We start from the raw sequence: 17,923 nt of genomic DNA, 5'->3' as shown, positions 1-17,923 counted from the left end.
AGACAAATGAATGAAGTTTGACTTTCCCCTCGTTTTTACACTCGTGTCACATCAATTTGACTGACTATTTCTGAACCGCTTTGAATCTCGGATTGGTTTTGCAGATAACATAATGACGACCTCTGCGCTTTACTATCTGGCAATCAGGATGACGACTTTTCGCACTTTTAAGTGATTTCACAACTTTCATTCTATTTCGCTCCCTTACCTAATTGACCAAAGCGACGAGTAAAGTTAGCAACACGTCCCTCTTTATGTAGCACTCGCTGTTTACCCGTATAGAAAGGGTGCGACTTTGCAGACACTTCAATCGTGAAATAAGGGTAAGTATTGCCATCTTCCCATTCGATAGTACGTTCTGTTTTTAAGGTTGAGCCAATCAAGAAATACTCATCAACACTGGTGTCGTGAAACACCACTGTGCGGTAGTCAGGGTGGATATTCGGTTTCATTGTGTTTCCCTAAATATTAAAATTGATATGTTATAACATATCAAATGATAATTATTATCAAAAGAAAAACAAGCGATTTTATGATATTTTTCTGCCATAGATTGTAATTAGAGAACGTCCACTCATGTACTCCATTGAACCTATTGGCTTTATAGAGTCTCCCTATAAAGAGAAGTTCGCAGTACCCAGGCAGCCTAGATTGGTGCCAACATCCACCTCACGAGTCAGGTTGGTTGACGCAGCAAACTGCCTTGAGTCTGTTCGAGATATTGAGCAATTTAGCCATGTGTGGTTGTTGTTTTTGTTCGATAAGAACCTTGAAGCAGGCTGGAAACCAACCGTGAGGCCACCTCGACTTGGTGGTAATGAACGCATTGGTGTCTTCGCATCACGTGCCACCTTTAGGCCGAATGGAATAGGCATGTCTGCGGTTGAACTCAAAGGTGTATTTCAAGAAAAGGGACAAACTTGGTTGGACTTAGGCAGTGTTGATCTCGTTGACGGCACACCGATCATCGACATCAAACCTTATATCCCCTACTCGGATTCGATTCCCGATGCACTAGGAGGTTTTGCCGCCGATGAACCTGAAGTGTTAGATGTGAACTTCTCGCAGCAAGCCCAAAGTAAGTTGTCTGGTCACCCGCAGGCGCGCCATATCATTCAGGTGATCAAAGAAGTGCTAGGCCAAGATCCACGCCCCGCCTATAAGAAAGGCAAACCAGACAGTAAAGAATATGCGGTAAATTTGTTCGATCTCAACGTGAAATTCGTTGTTGAAACGCTTTTCATCAATGTTACCGACATTGAACGCTTTTGAGATCCCAAATAGGCTGATATTATATGCGGCTATATCAGATTTGCTGTCGTCACTCACTGCAGCAAATTTTCTTTTATCAATGATGAAACGGATACCATAGAATGCGTACCAGTAACTACCTTCTTTCTACTCTGAAAGAGACTCCAAACGACGCAGAAGTTATCAGCCACCAGCTGATGCTACGTGCAGGTATGATCCGTAAGCTAGCTTCAGGTTTATATACTTGGCTACCTACTGGTCTACGTGTACTGCGTAAAGTCGAAAATATCGTTCGCCAAGAGATCGATAATGCAGGTGCCGTTGAAATCTTGATGCCCGTAGTTCAACCGTTTGAGCTTTGGGAAGAGACTGGCCGTTCTGAAAAGATGGGCCCTGAGCTACTTCGTTTCACAGACCGTCACTCTCGTCCATTCGTTCTTAGCCCAACAGCTGAAGAAGTAGTGACGAGCCTAGTACGTAACGAGATCAGCTCTTACAAACAGCTACCTCTAAACCTGTACCAAATCCAGACTAAATTCCGTGATGAACGCCGCCCTCGTTTTGGTGTAATGCGTGCTCGTGAATTCTCTATGATGGATGCGTATAGCTTTGACATCGATAAAGAAGGCTTAGAAAAGTCTTACCAAGCGATGCACGATGCTTACTGTAAAGCATTCGATCGCATGGGCCTTGAGTACCGTCCAGTATTGGCAGACTCTGGCGCAATCGGTGGCAGCGGCTCTCAAGAATTCCACGTTCTTGCTGAAAGCGGCGAAGATCTGATCGCATTCTCTACTGAATCTGATTACGCAGCGAACATCGAGAAAGCAGAAGCACTAGCTCCTACTGAAGAAGTTGCAGCGCCTACTCAAGAGATGGAACTGGTTGATACGCCAAACGCAAAAACAATCGCAGAACTTGTAGAGCAACACGGTCTAGCAATCGAGAAGACAGTTAAGACTCTATTCGTTAAAGCTTCTGATGAAGTAGATGCAGACATCATCGCGCTTATTATCCGTGGTGATCACGAGCTTAACGAAGTGAAAGCTGAAAATCTTCCACAAGTTGCTTCTCCGCTAGAGATGGCTTCTGAAGAAGAAATCCGTGCACTTGTTGGTGCTGGTCCTGGTTCACTTGGCCCTGTTGGCCTAGAGCTACCATTTATCGTTGACCGCTCTGTTGCTGTAATGAGTGACTTCGGCGCTGGCGCAAACGTCGACGGTAAACACTACTTCGGTATTAACTGGGGTCGTGACGTTGAGCTTACTCAAGTTGAAGACCTACGTAACGTTGTTGAAGGCGACCTAAGCCCATGTGGTCAAGGTACTATCCAGCTTAAGCGTGGTATCGAAGTTGGTCACATTTTCCAGCTAGGTAATACTTACTCTAAAGCAATGAACTGTAACGTGCTTGGTCCTGATGGTAAGAGCGTAATCCTAGAAATGGGTTGTTACGGTATCGGTGTTTCACGTGTTGTTGCATCAGCTATCGAACAAAACCACGATAAGTTCGGTATCACTTGGCCAGACGCACTAGCACCATTCCAAGTTGCTATCGTACCAATGAACATGCACAAATCTGAGCGCGTTAAAGAAGCAGCTGAGAAGCTATACGCTGAATTAAAGGCTATGGGAATCGAAGTACTATTTGATGACCGTAAAGAGCGCCCAGGTGTTATGTTTAAAGATATCGAGCTAGTGGGTATCCCTCACACTATCGTTATCGGTGATCGCAGCATGGACGAAGGTAACTTCGAATACAAAAACCGTCGTACTGGTGATAAAGAAGCTATCGCTATGGACACGGTTATCGAGCACCTTAAGGCTCAACTAGCTAAGTAATCCTATTGCTTGCTAGCTAATAAATATTTAGTTAGATATTGAAAGGCTGCCGTTAGGTGGCCTTTTTTGTGCCTGTCATTTCTCTTCAAACTCCCTTCTATTTATCAGTAGAGTAAATAACGTAAGTTAATCCCCTGTTCATCTTTAAATCCGTATATTGGTGCCATCAACTTTTTGGACATGCTCACCATTGGAGGTATCGATGGATATCAAAAGCTTACTGAACCAAGCACTTAAATCAGATCTCGTTAAACAAGGCACTCAGAAACTTTCACAAGGGTCTTCAAGTTTAAGTGGCCTTTCTAAAGGCAGCAATGGCAAGAGTAGCAGTAAAAGTACACTCGGAGCCTTCGGTGCAGGCGCAGTTGGCGGCGGACTCTTAGGTGCGTTAATGGGCTCGAAGAAGACTAAGAAAATGGGTAAGAAAGCCGCAGGTATTGGTGGCGCAGCAGCTCTTGGCGCTCTCGCTTACAAGGTCTACAACGACTACCAATCTAAACAAGGCCAAACACCGAATGCCGAACAAGCTCAATTTGATGAGAACAACTCAAACCATAGTGTGCTGATTCTAAGATCGATGATTGCTGCGTCCAAAGCCGATGGTCATGTCGATGAGGAGGAAATGGCCAAGATCGAGCAAGCGGTCGAAAATATGGGCGCGGACTATCAACTGACTAAATTGGTCTCTGAAGAGCTGCACAAACCACTCGATCCAAGTGAAATTGCTCAGCTCGCTACTTCACCTCAACAAGCGAGTGAGATCTACTTAGCCTCTTTGATTGTGGCTGACGAGCAGAACTTTATGGAGAAGGCCTACCTCAAAGAGCTAGCTAAGCAACTCAACCTTGCTGATGAAGTTACTTATCAACTTGAACAGCAGATATCTGGTTAAACGGTAATATTAGGCTAATCAGTAAATATCACGCTAAGTAGCAAAGTAGCAAGTTAACAAAGTGATATATTGAGCATTAACAGAATGAGATATTGAGCAAGAACAAACTAACTCTGAACTTAATCAGATCAACTTTGTTTTTGCTTATCTCTATGTGTATATTGAGATCAGTTATCATTTGGTTAGGTATAAAAATGAAAGTATACGATTGTTGTGATTTGGTGCGTGAACTGTATTCTCAAATTGGCAGTGGCGACCAAGGCTATATCCCTAAAGCGATCACCTGCGCTGTAAAAACATTGAACGACCTTGCTGCGGATGAATCTCTTCCTAAAGAAGCACGTGATCGCGCTGCATTTGCCGCAGCTAACCTATTGATCTCAGATTTCGAGGACTAATATGAACCTCGCTAACTTTGAAAAGATGGACTCTGTGATGTTGATGAGCATCGTCAACATGAAGCTCCGTGACGACTTCGGCGGTGATTTGGATCGAGTAGTCAACTTCTACGAAATCGACAAAGCAGCATTGGTCGCAAAACTTGCGTCTGCTGGTTTTGAGTATCTTCCAGAAGCCAAACAATTTCGATAATAGTTGAAAACAAGCTTCCTATTAAAAGACCAAACTCTGCTTTGGTCTTTTTTATTGCTGATACGTAATAAATAAACATGCATTAAGCCAGTTATAAATTATCTGTCTACACCTATACTTTTATATCTTAGAGTCAACTAACGCTCCTTGAACCGAAGCGTATTGTTGTATAGGCTACCTCAAATAGCATATAAATCTCATCATTCAACTTGATGATAGCGAAGGATTAACAATGAAAAGACTTGGACTTTTAGCCGTTATTGCAGCCACATTCACCGCCGGTTGCGCTTCAAATACTCAGCAAGACAACTTTCGTGAAGCCTCTTTTGAGCTGTGTAATACCGAAGTCGATATCTACTCAGTAAGCCATGATGAGAGAATTCGTATCGTCTGTTCTGATGGTTCTAAATTCGCTTTGAACAGCGAAGACACACTAGAAGTAATGCGAGATATCAACATCGACTACTGCGATGGCGAAGGCTTAGGAAAATTCAACGAAAGCCGCAGCTACTACTCGTTTAGATGTAAGTCAGGTACTTTACTGAGCATCAAAAAGTAAAATCGATACCAACAAACAGCAAAGGGTTGATGTGCAAACATCAACCCTTTTTAGTACCCGCCTTTCGGTATTCTCAGATAACCCAACGCTCATACCTACAAATACAAAAAAGGCCCCAAAGGGACCTTTTAGATCATTTTTCAAAGTAGCCGTTTGAAATTCTAGGAGAGCACGCGGAGCTTACGGATGTAAGTGAGCATACTCGACAGCGTAGTACCTCAAAAACAAAAAGGCTCCCAACAGGAGCCTTTCAAATCGTATTTTTCAATCAAATAGCTTTAGTTCAAGGAAAAGGCGCGGAGTTTACGAATGTAAATGAGCACCTTTGACACAGAAATTAAGCTAATTGATCCAGAAAAATTAAGCGTAAACTGGTAGACGCTTACAGATTTCTAAAACTTTTGCTTTCGTTGCTTCGATAACAGACTCATCGCCCATGTTATCTAGGATGTCACACATCCAACCTGCTAGCTCTTTCGCGTCTGCTTCTGAGAAACCACGACGAGTAATAGAAGGAGAACCGATACGGATACCTGAGGTAACGAACGGGCTACGTGGGTCGTTTGGTACTGAGTTCTTGTTAACTGTAATGTTAGCTGAACCTAGTGCTGCGTCGGCTTCTTTACCTGTGATGTCTTTGTCGATTAGGTCAACTAGGAACAGGTGGTTCTCTGTAGAACCGGAAACGATGTTGTAACCGCGAGCTAGGAATTCAGCAACCATTGCTTTTGCGTTAGCAACTACGCGTGCTTGGTATTCTTTGAACTCTGGCTCTAGAGCTTCTTTGAACGCTACTGCTTTACCAGCGATAACGTGCATTAGAGGACCACCTTGGCCGCCTGGGAATACTGCTGAGTTCAGCTTCTTGTATAGATCTTCGCCTTCGTTAGAAACTATAAGACCACCACGAGGACCAGCAAGCGTTTTGTGCGTTGTTGTTGTAACAACGTGAGCGTGTGGAACTGGGTTCGGGTAAACACCTGCAGCGATTAGGCCAGCAACGTGAGCCATATCGACGAAGAAGTAAGCACCTACTTTGTCAGCGATTTCACGCATGCGCGCCCAATCACAAACTTGAGAGTAAGCTGAGAAACCACCGATGATCATCTTAGGTTTGTGCTCGATAGCTAGCGCTTCCATCTCTTCGTAATCGATTTGACCTGCTTCATCGATACCGTAAGGGATGATGTTGTAAAGCTTACCAGAGAAGTTTACTGGAGAACCGTGAGTTAGGTGACCACCGTGCGCTAGGCTCATACCTAGAACAGTATCGCCAGCATTCAGTAGTGCCATGTATACAGCGTTGTTTGCTTGAGAACCTGAGTGAGGTTGTACGTTCGCGTATTGAGCGCCAAACAGTTCACATGCACGTTCGATTGCTAGAGTTTCAACTTTATCTACGAACTCACAACCACCGTAGTAACGCTTACCAGGGTAGCCTTCAGCGTATTTGTTTGTAAGTTGAGAACCTTGAGCTTCCATTACACGTGGGCTTGTGTAGTTTTCTGAAGCGATAAGTTCGATGTGCTCTTCCTGACGAAGAGTTTCTTCTTGGATAGCTGCGAATAGGTCCGCATCGTAATCAGCAATGTTCATGTCACGCTTAAGCATCTGTATCTCCTGACTCAGATTGTACTGAAAGTTTCAAAAAAACCACACAACGACCGAAAGCAAACGTTTCCGTCACCGTTTTGATGTGACGCATTCTACATAATTTGATCTAGGTCATAAAGAGCTAATTGCAATTTTATCATGCAGTTTTTTCATAATCACATATAAGATTCATCATGGTTATTAAGCTTATCCAACCAAAGATGACGCTTACTGTCAATTTTACGCTTTACACCCTGTAAAACGCAGATTACATAGGTTTACCTTAATTTTACCCCTCAAGCTACCGAAAGCTAAGGTTTTTCTCTACTATGCACGCCTTTATTGGTTAGGTAATTATAAAAACGATGGAAAAACACTCACGTAAAGAAGATTGGGTAGCGATTCTCACTGGCACGTTTTTAGTGGCGTTAGGCGTCTTCTTTTTACAGTCAGCGAACCTGCTTACCGGTGGTACTACTGGCTTGGCTCTGCTTTTGAGTCAATTCTTACCTGTAACCTTCGGTATTTTGTACTTTGTGGCCAACTGTCCATTCTATCTATTGGCGTGGAAACGATTTGGCCGTAGCTTTGCCATTAGCAGTGCAATTGCTGGTGCGTTAGTTTCTGTGTTTGCCGATCATTTATACCTCGTTATCTCACTAGAAGTTCATAACGAGATCTACTGTGCTGTTGCCGGTGGCTTATTAATGGGCTTAGGTATGTTAATCCTATTCCGTCATCGCTCAAGCTTGGGTGGCTTCAACGTATTATGTTTATTCATCCAAGACCGCTACGGCATCTCTGTGGGTAAAACTCAAATGGGCATTGATGCCTGTATTCTGTTTGCGTCTTGCTTCTTCGTATCGCCTTGGGTAATTGCTGTTTCAGTATTGGGCACCGCAGTATTGAACATCGTATTGGCAATGAATCACAAGCCTACTCGTTACTCGGTGAACTACGCGTCTTAATACCAATCACCCTGTGAATTACTAGCTGTTTTTAATAACAAAAACAGCTAGAATTTAGGTTTTATAAACCATCGCCTTTTCTATGCAAGATTACCTCTCTAGCGCCAAAGACCAACAAGTCTCTATTTACATTGAAAGCTTGGAGTTCAACCCCAATACACGAGTCTTAAGCTGCGACGAGCAGGTCATTGATTTAGAACCTCGTTCTATCGAGCTCTTAGAGTTATTTCTTACCAGCGTTGGTCAGCCGCTCGCTGCCGAGCACATCATTGAATCTGTATGGCAAAGTAACTTCATTTCAAAAAATGTTCTTACTAACCGAATCAGTACCTTACGTTCCGTACTTCAAAAATATTTGCCTGATAGCGACGCAACCAAAATACTGGTGACTTACCCACATAAGGGCTACTTCCTTAACCCCGGTTCAATTAGCTTTGCCACAGGCTCTCCTGAAACCGCACCTAATAATGCCGCCATAGAACCTCCAATCAGTAAAAAAGGGGTTGGCTCCAATCCAGTTAACCCTTGGTTTGTTGTGGTGTCTTTGGCTTTGCTGATCAGCACTGCGGTAATGGGTTATATGCTTTGGCAATCTTCGACTCGTGCTTCCGAAGTCGAACGAGACCAACGATTGATTCCTAAAGTCGAACTTCTGCTGAATCGATTGGACGCCATTGGTGATAATTCCAGAAAATACCGAAAAGTCGTAAAAGCATTATTACTTCAACAGCAGATTGAATACGCCTACACCGATCTTGCTAACCAAGATGCGCCAAGCTACTTCCTTGATCCGATAGACAGCTCTCCCTTCTTTCCGGGAGCCAAAAACATGCGTACCAGTGATTACCTGCTTAATATCCAGCTGAAAGATCAAGAAGTAGATAAACGTCTTATCGCTAAAATAAGCCTGATTTACCCAAACTCAGGGAAGCTGGCGTTTGGTGGGGTTTACTCTATTGATGTTAATAATATCAGCAGCAGCGTTATGGAGATCAACCGCGAGTTAGCTAACTACTTTGCTCTGCCCGCACCATTGTCTCCAGAATGGTCAGTCGACAACACCGAAATCAGCGAATGGCTAAGTGGAAAAAAAATCACGTTTGATGACATCAAGTTCAACACCATGACTTCAACTCTGATTGCGCGACAACTTGCTCTATTTGAAACGGATCAGAAGAAGCTCATTGCCTTCACTAATCTTGTTCAAACTCGATTTAAGTTACTACCGGACGAACTCAAACTGTGGCTTGGTATCATTCATTTCAAACTGAGAGACCTACAAACCGCAAAAGAATTCCTGACCAATACCTCAGGAAACTCTACGATCGAAAATGCGTTGGTTTATATGATGGTTTCTCACATTGCTTATAAGCAAGGCAACATGGAGAAATTCCGCCTGAACTACATGGAGTCTCTGGTTGCGTTATTAAGAGTGGTTCCATCCGAAGATCTATTCGCTCGACTATCTAAACCTGAATCCAAATCGACCTGCCTACAACCTTGGAAGAGCTTAAAGCTAAGCGTTAAGGACCCATTGATCATAAAACAGTGGGAAAGCTTAATGCTGAATTACTGCACCGCCGTTGGTCAACAGATCTCAAACCAAAAAACCATTTAAAATAAATGACTTAAACATAAATTAAGATCTTATGTGACTTTGTTTTTTGCCCTATTTACTCTTCAGACAATAGCATTCCTAAAAACATCAGGCCTATCAAAGGCTTTCAACTTTAGGAATGTTCAACATGAAAAAAACAATGACGCTGCTAGCGACCTCTCTCTTCGCTCTCTATGGTTGTGGCGGCGGAGGTGGCTCTTCTTCTGGTTCAACCGGTGGTAACAAAGGTCCAAGCAGTCAGGTGGATTACCCGATTGCGAGCTCTGCATTTGCCCCTAAACCAGAAACAACATTGGGCTACTCATTTACCAAAGATGATCAGATTGAAGGCGTGAAGACAATGAACTTCACATCTTCAAGCGGTGCACTCATTGTTGCTGGGTTAGAAGAAGAGAGAGGCAATGAAGCGCTCGTTCAAGTTATCAATGACCTCATCAATTACGGCGGCATCACCGAATTTTATGTTTCTAAAGACATCATAACAAACGTTGAAGGTACACAAGAAGACGGCAGCATTTATTTTGCAGGTCCTGACCGCAGTCTGCACGAGATCACCGAGGCCTACTTTATTGGTAGCCCATACATCACAACCGTTATGCGCAGCAGCCCAATTTTCCGTTTAAAGGGTGCTGACGTAAAAGAGAGTGACCCAATCATTGATATCAGTAAGGCAACCGTTTCATTGCAAGTAACGTTAGATGGCGAAGCTATCGCTAACTTGCTGAATGACTTTGAAGACCATTCGTGGGTATCAAACCTTCCAACTGATGCCTCATGCCTAATCTTATGGCAACAACAGATTGAAGAAACAGGCGTGCGTAAGAGTTTCAATATCTCTGATAAATCAATCGAAGCTGCAAACCTAACAGAAAAAAACACCTACAACATCAACTGTGAAGGCATGGATTCAGCAGAATTTGGCACATCATCAGAGCGCTGGTTCAATCCAGGCATCGGCTTGATTGAACAGATTGAATTGATTTCTGTAGAGCAATCTAATATCGAAGAATCAGCAGCAAGACTGACCTCGATTAGCTAGCCTTGACTTAGGTTAACTAAACCTAAGCTTAACCGAGGGCTAACCGCAAACAATAAAAAAGGCTTTGGGAGCACTCCAAAGCCTTTGTTCAAACCTAAATCTTTAGGGGGCACTGAGAATTAGGTTTATTGAAATAGTAACGAGGCTAATCTTCAATCAAGATAATACGAGTCTCGTAAGGTCGTAGTACTTGGTGATGAGACGTAACTAAACTCTCGCTCACTTGATAATTGGATAACAGGCTCTTAGCCTTCATCATCTCAAAACGCTCAGGTAAAACGCACTCGGTTTCTTCGCCATAATAGTTATTAATGCACAACAGAGTTTGCCCTTCACTCTCACGAACATACGCAAAAATGGATGGATGCTCAGGTAGAAGGTCTTGATAGCGACCATGAGTAATCACCGGTACTTGTTTACGTAACTCAATCAAGCTCTTGTAGAAATAGAAAACAGAGTCTTTATCTTCGAGCGCTTGCTCAGCGTTGATCTCAGTGTAGTTATTCGCAACATCTAGCCATGGCTGTGATTGTGAGAAGCCTGCGTAAGCTTCACTATTCCACTGCATTGGCGTACGAGAGTTATCACGAGATTTCTGCGCCAAGATCGCCATCATATCTTGATGAGCCACACCATCACGGTTCACCATGATGTCGTACATGTTAGTGCTCTCTACATCACGATACTGGCTGATATCGGTATAACCCGGGTTAGTCATCCCAATCTCTTCACCTTGATAGATATACGGTGTGCCTTGCATCATGTGGACAGAAGCGGCAAGCATCTTGGCCGACTCAACGCGATATTGTTGATCGTTACCCAAGCGGCTCACGACTCTTGGTTGGTCATGGTTACACCAAAATAGCGCTCCCCACCCTTTGCCGTTCAAACCGGTTTGCCAGTGATTGAAGATCGACTTGAGCTGTAAGAAATCAAATGGTGCATTGGTCCACTTCTCACCATTGGTGTAATCAACCTTAAGGTGGTGGAAGTTAAACACCATCGACAGTTCGCTGTTATCAATATTTGAGTATTGCTGACAATGTTCCAGTGTCGTTGAAGACATCTCACCAACCGTCACGCTACCGTATTTCTGGAATACTGCTTCGCTGATTTCTTTCAGGTATTCGTGCACTCGTGGGCCATCGGTATAGAAACGACGACCATCACCGATATCATCATTTGGGAAATCTTGCTGCTTTGAAATCAGGTTGATTACATCTAAACGGAAACCATCAACGCCCTTCTCAGCCCAGAAGCTGATGACGTCTTTTACTTCTTCGCGTACAACAGGATTCTCCCAGTTAAGGTCAGCCTGTTCTTTGGCGAATAAGTGTAGGAAGTATTGCCCAGTCGCCTCATCCATTTCCCAAGCATTACCACCGAATTTAGACTGCCAGTTGGTTGGTGCTTGACCGTTTACTGGGTCTTTCCAGATGTAGTAATCGCGGTATGGGCTGTTTTTGTCACCTAATGCAGACTGAAACCATGCATGCTCTGTTGAAGTATGGTTGACCACAATATCCATCACGATACGGATGCCACGTTGGTGCGCTTCAGACAATAATAAGTCGAAGTCTTCCATAGTGCCGAATTGAGGGTTAATCGTGTAATAGTCTGAAATATCGTAACCATTGTCGATCATAGGTGACGCGTAAACTGGGGTTAACCAAATCGCATCAACACTCAAACGTTTTAGGTAATCCAGTTTCGAAATGATCCCTTTGATATCGCCAGTACCTTTGCAGCCACTGTCACAAAAGCTCTTTGGGTAGATTTGATAGATGGTTGCGGTTTTCCACCAGCTTTCATCATGTTCAGTCATCGCCATCTCTAACACTCACTTACCAGAAAATATAAATAAAAAATCACCATGCTTACATGGTCGAATAGCCGTTATAACTAAGAGAAAAAGCTATAACTAAGAGAAAAGCGATGACTCACTTGAGTCATCGCTTATTAAATGCATTACGCGTTGGCGGTTTCTAGCTCGCCTTTCATCTGTGCTCGTTTATAGAAGAACAATGTCAACGTTATCGGCAGTACAACCGCCACCAGCATCGCGACTAAGTAAATCGACCAATATTGAGGTTGAATCGATAAGATACCCGGCAAGCCACCAACACCGATACCATTCGCCATCACACCTGCACTACCACAGATTGCAGCCGCTGCGGCACTGCCGATCATTGCGCTCAGCATTGGGAATTTGTATTTAAGGTTGATGCCGTACATCGCTGGTTCCGTCACACCTAAGTACGCAGAGATTGCCGCAGGTACTGAGATGTCTCGTTCACCTTCGCGCTTACTCAAAATGATGATGCCGACAACCGCTGAAGCTTGTGCAATGTTTGATAAAGCAATCAAAGGCCAGATTGGTGTGCCACCTAAGTCTTGCATCAGTTGTAGATCCACAGCGTTGGTTGTGTGGTGAATACCCGTGATAACCAAAGGTGCGTATAGGAAGCCAAATACAACTGAACCAAGAATCGCGAAGTCACCTGTCATCGCCACTTTGGCCGCGAATGCCACACCATCACCCAACATACGACCGAATGGACCAATAAAGGCGTGAGCCAAAATCACAGACAAGATAATCGAGACAAATGGCACGACAACAAGATAAAGATAAGAAGGAACAATGCGCTTAAGGTTGGTCTCAATGAAAGCCAGAGCCACGCCCGCTAACATCGCAGGGATCACCTGAGCTTGATAACCGACTTTCTCAATCACGAACAAACCAAAGTCCCACACCTCTGGTACCGATTTACCTATCATGTAAGCGTTCATCAGTTGTGGGGAAACCAAGGTCACACCGAGCGTGATGCCCAAAATAGGGGTTCCACCAAGTTTCTTAACCGTCGCCCAACACACACCAACCGGTAAGAAGAAGAAAATCGCTTCGCCAATCAACCATAGGAAAGAATGAACGGTTGCCCAGAACTGGCTGATCTCAACCAAGGTTTTGCCGTCGAACATGCGAATGTCGCCAATCACATTACGGAAACCAAGAATCAAACCACCAGTAATAATGGCAGGTAGCAGTGGTACGAAAATTTCGGCTAAATGGGAGATACCACGCTCAAGGAAATTCATATTTTGACGAGCAGCCAACTTCGCCTCATCTTTTGATGATGCATCTTTACCCGTTTGCTCAATCAAAAGTGCGTACACCTCATCAACCTCGGTGCCAATAACCACTTGGAATTGACCTGCGTTAGTAAAGCAACCTTTTACCAGCTTAAGCTTCTCTAATTCTGCTTTGTTCGCTTTTTCTGTATCATTCAATACAAAACGCAGTCGAGTCAGACAATGGCTGACACTCGCAATATTCTCTTTGCCACCGACTAACTCGATAAGACGCGCAACGTCTTGCTTCGCTATCTTACTCATACTACCCCACCCTGGTTTCATTCAATTACTCATCTAAACCATGCAGCTATAACCACTCGGATTTAGATTTATGGGAACATTCCCAATTACGGTTATTATAATGCCCACATGAATGATAAATTAAAATGGGAACAGTCCCATTAATTGAAAGAGATCACACTCTAATTTTAATCTAAGCGGTTCAATTTCGCTTGATTGAGTGGATTATAGAATAGGTGATTGAGTGTGATGAGAGATCTCTGCATTGCCTAAAAGCTGAGAGATCAATAAATTAGCGGCCAACTTACCCGCAGATTGATACCCAGGATCAATGCTAAATACTCGCGGGAACAAGAAAGAGAGAAGATCATTGCCACCAACACCGGTCACCACTACATCTTCACGTTGCAGCTCTTGCAGACGTTTGATTACGCCAAGAGCCAATGTGTCACTGGCACAAACAATCGCTTGAGTCGCAGGATCGAGCACCTCATCCACCAACTGATAAGCACTTTCGTGATGAAGTTGACCAGTACGATAGTTGGCAACTGAGCCTGTGTTTTCACACCACTCGAGATAAGCCTTAAGACGCAGTTCACCGGTTGATTTATCGCTAGGATCGACGCCAATGAAGCCAACATCAGTGATTCCCTGATCCGATAGATGCGTTAACGCACTATTGATCACCTGTTGGTTATCATAGTTAATCGACGTCACGTTTTCGGTATCCAGAGCAATCACAACCGCTTTGTGTTCCCAAGCTTCAATCGCAGGAATATCGCAATCAGTAAAGCCAAACACGATTATGCCGTCTACATTGCGGCGCTTGAGAACCTGAAGGTGCTCATTGGCTTTTTCTCTATCTAGCTGGCTTTCCATGATCACGACATCGTAATCCGCTCGATACAACTCAGCCAACATAGTGCTAACTGCTTTGTTTTCAGAAGGAGAGTCCAAACGAGAAATGATGACACCGATGACTTTTTGACTGCCACCACGCATCGACTGCGCAGACTTTGAAGGCGTATACCCAGATTCTTGAATTACTCTTTCCACCCTTTCACGGGTTTCAGGTTTCACTTTTGGATCATTGGTCAGAACACGAGATACGGTTGACTTACCAACACCGGACAGCTTAGCAATATCGAGAATAGTGAGTTTTTTGCTCATAAAAAGTCTAACGTTAAAGGGAAGAGAAGAAAAAGTGAGGGTGTAATCCCTCACTTAACTGTTTGTAAATCCTAGCAACTACTATGACTTACTTTTGGCAATTTCGATAGACGACACGACCAAGTTCTAGACGTGCGTTGTCACCTTTAGTACGTAAAGTGACGCTGTTAATCAGTTCAGAGGTTCCATCATCTAAGATGTATTTCGTTCCTGAACCTGCTGGAACTTGAGTCAGACGGTATTCATTCTCAGGGAGACGTAATACCGCTTTTTCATTATCAAGGTAAGCCACTTCAAACGAAACGTCAGACTCACATTGATAAGTCACGAATTGATTATCCGATGCTGCGCTCTCAGTCTCAGGAGCTGCTGATTTAGAGCACCCGACTAATGCAACTGAACATAGAGATGCTACTAACATAGCTTTCATACTTCGTTCCTCATCTTTATTCATCTTTATATAGTGGGCAAATATGGTGGACAACACTCATTTGCATACTGAGCGATAGGTCTGTGTTTAGCCTTTCAAATATGCGGGTACATCTTTAATGCTATCCAGCACGACACTGGCAAGTGCCTCGCCCTTTTCAGTCACGGGTTTACCGGTTCTCACCAAGACTCGGGTACCAACACCAGCGGCTTCTGCTGCCATCATGTCTTCAGCTTTATCGCCGATCATGACAGAGTTCGCCATATCAATTTTCAGAAAGTCACGAGCAGAAATGAACATACCTGGTTTGGGCTTGCGACATTCACAATCTTGCTTGTAGTCGCCAATGCCGTGTTCAGGGTGATGAGGACAGTAATAGATACCATCTAACTCAACGCCATTATCGACAAAGTTCCAATCCATCCACTGCGTCAAAGAAAGAAAACGATCTTCGCTAAACTTGCCACGAGCAATACCAGATTGGTTGGTCACAAGTACCAATAAATAGCCCATATCTTTAAACGCTTTTGCCGCTTCAAACACACCATCGATGTATTCAAAGTCATGCTCATCATGTACGTAGCCGTGATCAACATTAATCACACCATCACGATCTAAAAAAACAGCCGGTTTAGACAAAATTCAGTTCTCTATCAACTCTCTATTAATCATTAATTATTACACGCTTTATTTGCTTCATCACTATCTATTTAGTTTTGCGTTCGTTAACGATTTGTTTCTACCCTAGCAACACGATCGACGTTTAGCCGTCTAGACGTAAAAATATCTATTGACTTAGATCATAGAACACCATAGCATCATCTGTAAATCGAACGAGCTATCGATATATTATTCTGTTTTACCTGCACGAGTTTCCCTATGATTAAAGTGAATCAAGTCAACAAGGTTTTTTATCAAGGCACTAAAGAAATCAATGCCTTAATTGATATCAACCTCCACATTCCTCAAGGTCAAATCTTTGGAGTCATCGGCTCTTCAGGTGCAGGCAAAAGTACCCTAATCCGCTGTGTAAACATGTTGGAAGCTCCAACGTCTGGTGAAGTGATTGTTGACGGTATTGACCTAACAACACTCAGCAAATCAGAACTCAGCGAAGCGCGTCGTAACATCGGCATGATCTTCCAGCACTTCAACCTGCTGTCTTCTCGTACTGTATTTAACAATGTAGCACTGCCTTTAGAGCTTGCTGGTAAAGATAAAGCAGCGATTGAAGCAAAAGTGAGTGAGCTACTTGAACTTGTTGGCCTATCAGACAAGCGCGACACCTATCCAGCCAACTTGAGTGGCGGTCAAAAGCAGCGTGTTGCGATTGCTCGCGCACTGGCCTCAGACCCGAAAGTACTGCTATGTGATGAAGCGACCAGTGCACTCGATCCCGCGACTACTCAATCTATTCTTGAGCTACTGCGTGAAATCAACCGCAAGCTGAACATCACTATCCTGCTTATTACTCATGAAATGGATGTAGTGAAAAGCATTTGTCACGAAGTGGCGATCATTGGCGGTGGTGAATTGGTAGAGAAAGGGACTGTCGGTGACATCTTTGCACACCCTAAGACAGAACTGGCACATCAATTTATTCGCTCAACCTTGGATCTTACGATTCCTGAAGATTACCAAGCACGCTTGCAAGAAACTCGCGTAAACAGCAGCTACCCGCTGGTACGCCTTGAGTTTACTGGCGCAACGGTCGATGCTCCGCTGATGACGCAAATCGCACGTAAGTTCAACATCGATGTCAGCATCTTAAGTTCAGACCTGGATTACGCCGGCGGCGTTAAGTTCGGCATGATGGTTGCTGAACTATTCGGTAATGAAGCCGATGATAATGCTGCTATTCAATTCCTACGCGACAACAATGTAAAAGTAGAGGTACTTGGCTATGTCCTTTAGTTTCAACGAGATTGCTGACTGGATCAGCCTTAACGGTAACCTTCTATTAGGCGCAACAGGCGAAACCCTTTACATGGTTGCTGTAGCAGGCATTGTTGGCTTCGCTGTCGGTATCCCATTAGGCGTGATTCTACATACGACTAAAAAAGGTGGTCTGTTAGAGAACACCAAGTTAAACAAAATTCTCGGTGCGGTTGTGAACGTGGGTCGTTCAGTGCCTTTCTTAGTACTGATGGTTGCGATCATCCCACTGACTAAGATGCTGATTGGTACCTTCATAGGTACAACAGCAGCGATTGTTCCACTTACCATTGGCGCTATCCCATTCGTGGCTCGACTTATCGAAAGTGCGCTACTTGAAGTACCAACAGGTCTAGTGGAAGCAGCTCAGTCAATGGGCGCAACACCAACACAAATCATCAATAAGGTTCTGCTTCCTGAAGCACTACCGACTATCATCAACTCAGTAACGATTACGCTAGTGACTCTTGTAAGTTACTCGGCAATGGCAGGAACTGTTGGTGGTGGCGGCTTAGGTGATGTCGCGATTCGTTACGGATTCCACCGTTATGATGTGACTATCATGGCTGTGACGGTAGTGATGTTGATTGTGCTGGTACAAATTATTCAATCAATCGGTGATTCATTAGTTCGCCGTGTTGACCACAGATAACGACTTACAGAC

Annotated in this window: 18 protein-coding genes and 1 pseudogene; 11 read left to right on the top strand and 8 right to left on the bottom strand. The window is 43.9% G+C overall.

All coding sequences use genetic code 11. The features are described 5' to 3' along the window. Positions 1 to 64 precede the first annotated feature (64 nt). Complete coding sequence (ykgO, locus tag BCU75_RS23270; protein ID WP_004734365.1) at positions 65 to 190, bottom strand: type B 50S ribosomal protein L36; 126 nt, start codon at positions 188 to 190, stop codon at positions 65 to 67. A gap of 1 nt (position 191) precedes the next feature. Further along, positions 192 to 452, bottom strand: coding sequence for a type B 50S ribosomal protein L31 (locus BCU75_RS23265; RefSeq protein WP_004734366.1), 261 nt, complete (start codon positions 450 to 452; stop codon positions 192 to 194). Between the two features lie 124 nt (positions 453 to 576). Between BCU75_RS23265 and tsaA the strand changes: the two genes are divergently transcribed. From tsaA to BCU75_RS23235, 6 genes are all read left to right on the top strand, one after another. Continuing rightward, positions 577 to 1,272 carry a tRNA (N6-threonylcarbamoyladenosine(37)-N6)-methyltransferase TrmO gene (gene tsaA / locus BCU75_RS23260; RefSeq protein ID WP_102475225.1) on the top strand — a complete coding sequence of 232 codons (696 nt, stop codon included), beginning with the start codon at positions 577 to 579 and terminating at the stop codon, positions 1,270 to 1,272. A gap of 101 nt (positions 1,273 to 1,373) precedes the next feature. Next, on the top strand, positions 1,374 to 3,092 hold the full coding sequence (locus tag BCU75_RS23255; RefSeq protein ID WP_102475224.1) for a proline--tRNA ligase: 1,719 nt from the start codon (positions 1,374 to 1,376) through the stop codon (positions 3,090 to 3,092). Between the two features lie 202 nt (positions 3,093 to 3,294). Then, on the top strand, positions 3,295 to 3,984 hold the full coding sequence (locus BCU75_RS23250; protein ID WP_102475223.1) for a tellurite resistance TerB family protein: 690 nt from the start codon (positions 3,295 to 3,297) through the stop codon (positions 3,982 to 3,984). Positions 3,985 to 4,178: 194 nt separating this feature from the next. Continuing rightward, positions 4,179 to 4,382, top strand: coding sequence for a YaeP family protein (locus BCU75_RS23245; protein WP_009847436.1), 204 nt, complete (start codon positions 4,179 to 4,181; stop codon positions 4,380 to 4,382). 1 nt (position 4,383) lies between these two features. Continuing rightward, positions 4,384 to 4,575, top strand: coding sequence for a DUF4250 domain-containing protein (locus tag BCU75_RS23240; protein WP_076675600.1), 192 nt, complete (start codon positions 4,384 to 4,386; stop codon positions 4,573 to 4,575). 232 nt (positions 4,576 to 4,807) lie between these two features. After that, a complete protein-coding gene (locus BCU75_RS23235) occupies positions 4,808 to 5,134 on the top strand; it encodes a hypothetical protein (protein WP_102475222.1) in 327 nt (108 codons plus the stop codon). 360 nt (positions 5,135 to 5,494) lie between these two features. Here the strand turns inward: BCU75_RS23235 and glyA are convergent, their stop codons facing one another. Beyond that, positions 5,495 to 6,745, bottom strand: coding sequence for a serine hydroxymethyltransferase (gene glyA / locus BCU75_RS23230; protein ID WP_102475221.1), 1,251 nt, complete (start codon positions 6,743 to 6,745; stop codon positions 5,495 to 5,497). Between the two features lie 347 nt (positions 6,746 to 7,092). Between glyA and BCU75_RS23225 the strand changes: the two genes are divergently transcribed. The 3 genes and pseudogenes from BCU75_RS23225 to BCU75_RS23215 all read left to right on the top strand — a co-directional run bounded on the left by BCU75_RS23225 (position 7,093) and on the right by BCU75_RS23215 (position 10,352). Further along, positions 7,093 to 7,695 (top strand): YitT family protein, encoded by a 603-nt coding sequence (locus tag BCU75_RS23225; protein WP_016784986.1) that lies wholly within the window; start codon positions 7,093 to 7,095, stop codon positions 7,693 to 7,695. Positions 7,696 to 7,777: 82 nt separating this feature from the next. Then, positions 7,778 to 9,338: pseudogene (locus tag BCU75_RS23220) on the top strand (winged helix-turn-helix domain-containing protein). A gap of 102 nt (positions 9,339 to 9,440) precedes the next feature. After that, complete coding sequence (locus BCU75_RS23215; RefSeq protein WP_102475219.1) at positions 9,441 to 10,352, top strand: hypothetical protein; 912 nt, start codon at positions 9,441 to 9,443, stop codon at positions 10,350 to 10,352. A gap of 145 nt (positions 10,353 to 10,497) precedes the next feature. Here the strand turns inward: BCU75_RS23215 and treC are convergent, their stop codons facing one another. From treC to gmhB, 5 genes are all read right to left on the bottom strand, one after another. Then, positions 10,498 to 12,183, bottom strand: a complete 1,686-nt coding sequence (treC, locus tag BCU75_RS23210) for an alpha,alpha-phosphotrehalase (RefSeq protein ID WP_102475218.1) — start codon at positions 12,181 to 12,183, stop codon at positions 10,498 to 10,500. A 137-nt stretch (positions 12,184 to 12,320) separates the two neighbouring features. Then, entirely contained in the window at positions 12,321 to 13,745 is a 1,425-nt protein-coding gene (gene treB, locus BCU75_RS23205) for a PTS trehalose transporter subunit IIBC (RefSeq protein WP_032499611.1), read from the bottom strand. A gap of 204 nt (positions 13,746 to 13,949) precedes the next feature. Next, complete coding sequence (gene treR, locus BCU75_RS23200; protein ID WP_102475217.1) at positions 13,950 to 14,894, bottom strand: trehalose operon repressor TreR; 945 nt, start codon at positions 14,892 to 14,894, stop codon at positions 13,950 to 13,952. A gap of 88 nt (positions 14,895 to 14,982) precedes the next feature. Next, positions 14,983 to 15,324, bottom strand: coding sequence for an MliC family protein (locus tag BCU75_RS23195; RefSeq protein WP_017110401.1), 342 nt, complete (start codon positions 15,322 to 15,324; stop codon positions 14,983 to 14,985). 87 nt (positions 15,325 to 15,411) lie between these two features. Beyond that, positions 15,412 to 15,963 (bottom strand): D-glycero-beta-D-manno-heptose 1,7-bisphosphate 7-phosphatase, encoded by a 552-nt coding sequence (gene gmhB / locus BCU75_RS23190; protein WP_017110402.1) that lies wholly within the window; start codon positions 15,961 to 15,963, stop codon positions 15,412 to 15,414. Positions 15,964 to 16,203: 240 nt separating this feature from the next. Here gmhB and metN point away from each other — a divergent pair, with 240 nt between their 5' ends. Beyond that, on the top strand, positions 16,204 to 17,238 hold the full coding sequence (gene metN / locus BCU75_RS23185) for a methionine ABC transporter ATP-binding protein MetN (protein ID WP_065103078.1): 1,035 nt from the start codon (positions 16,204 to 16,206) through the stop codon (positions 17,236 to 17,238). Next, on the top strand, positions 17,228 to 17,911 hold the full coding sequence (locus BCU75_RS23180; RefSeq protein ID WP_004734372.1) for a methionine ABC transporter permease: 684 nt from the start codon (positions 17,228 to 17,230) through the stop codon (positions 17,909 to 17,911). Before metN ends, BCU75_RS23180 begins: the two co-directional genes overlap by 11 nt. The last annotated feature ends 12 nt before the right edge of the window (positions 17,912 to 17,923 follow it).

The organism is Vibrio splendidus (assembly GCF_002873455.1).
Lineage (GTDB): Bacteria > Pseudomonadota > Gammaproteobacteria > Enterobacterales > Vibrionaceae > Vibrio > Vibrio splendidus_J.
This window is presented reverse-complemented; position numbering and strand designations above follow the sequence as displayed.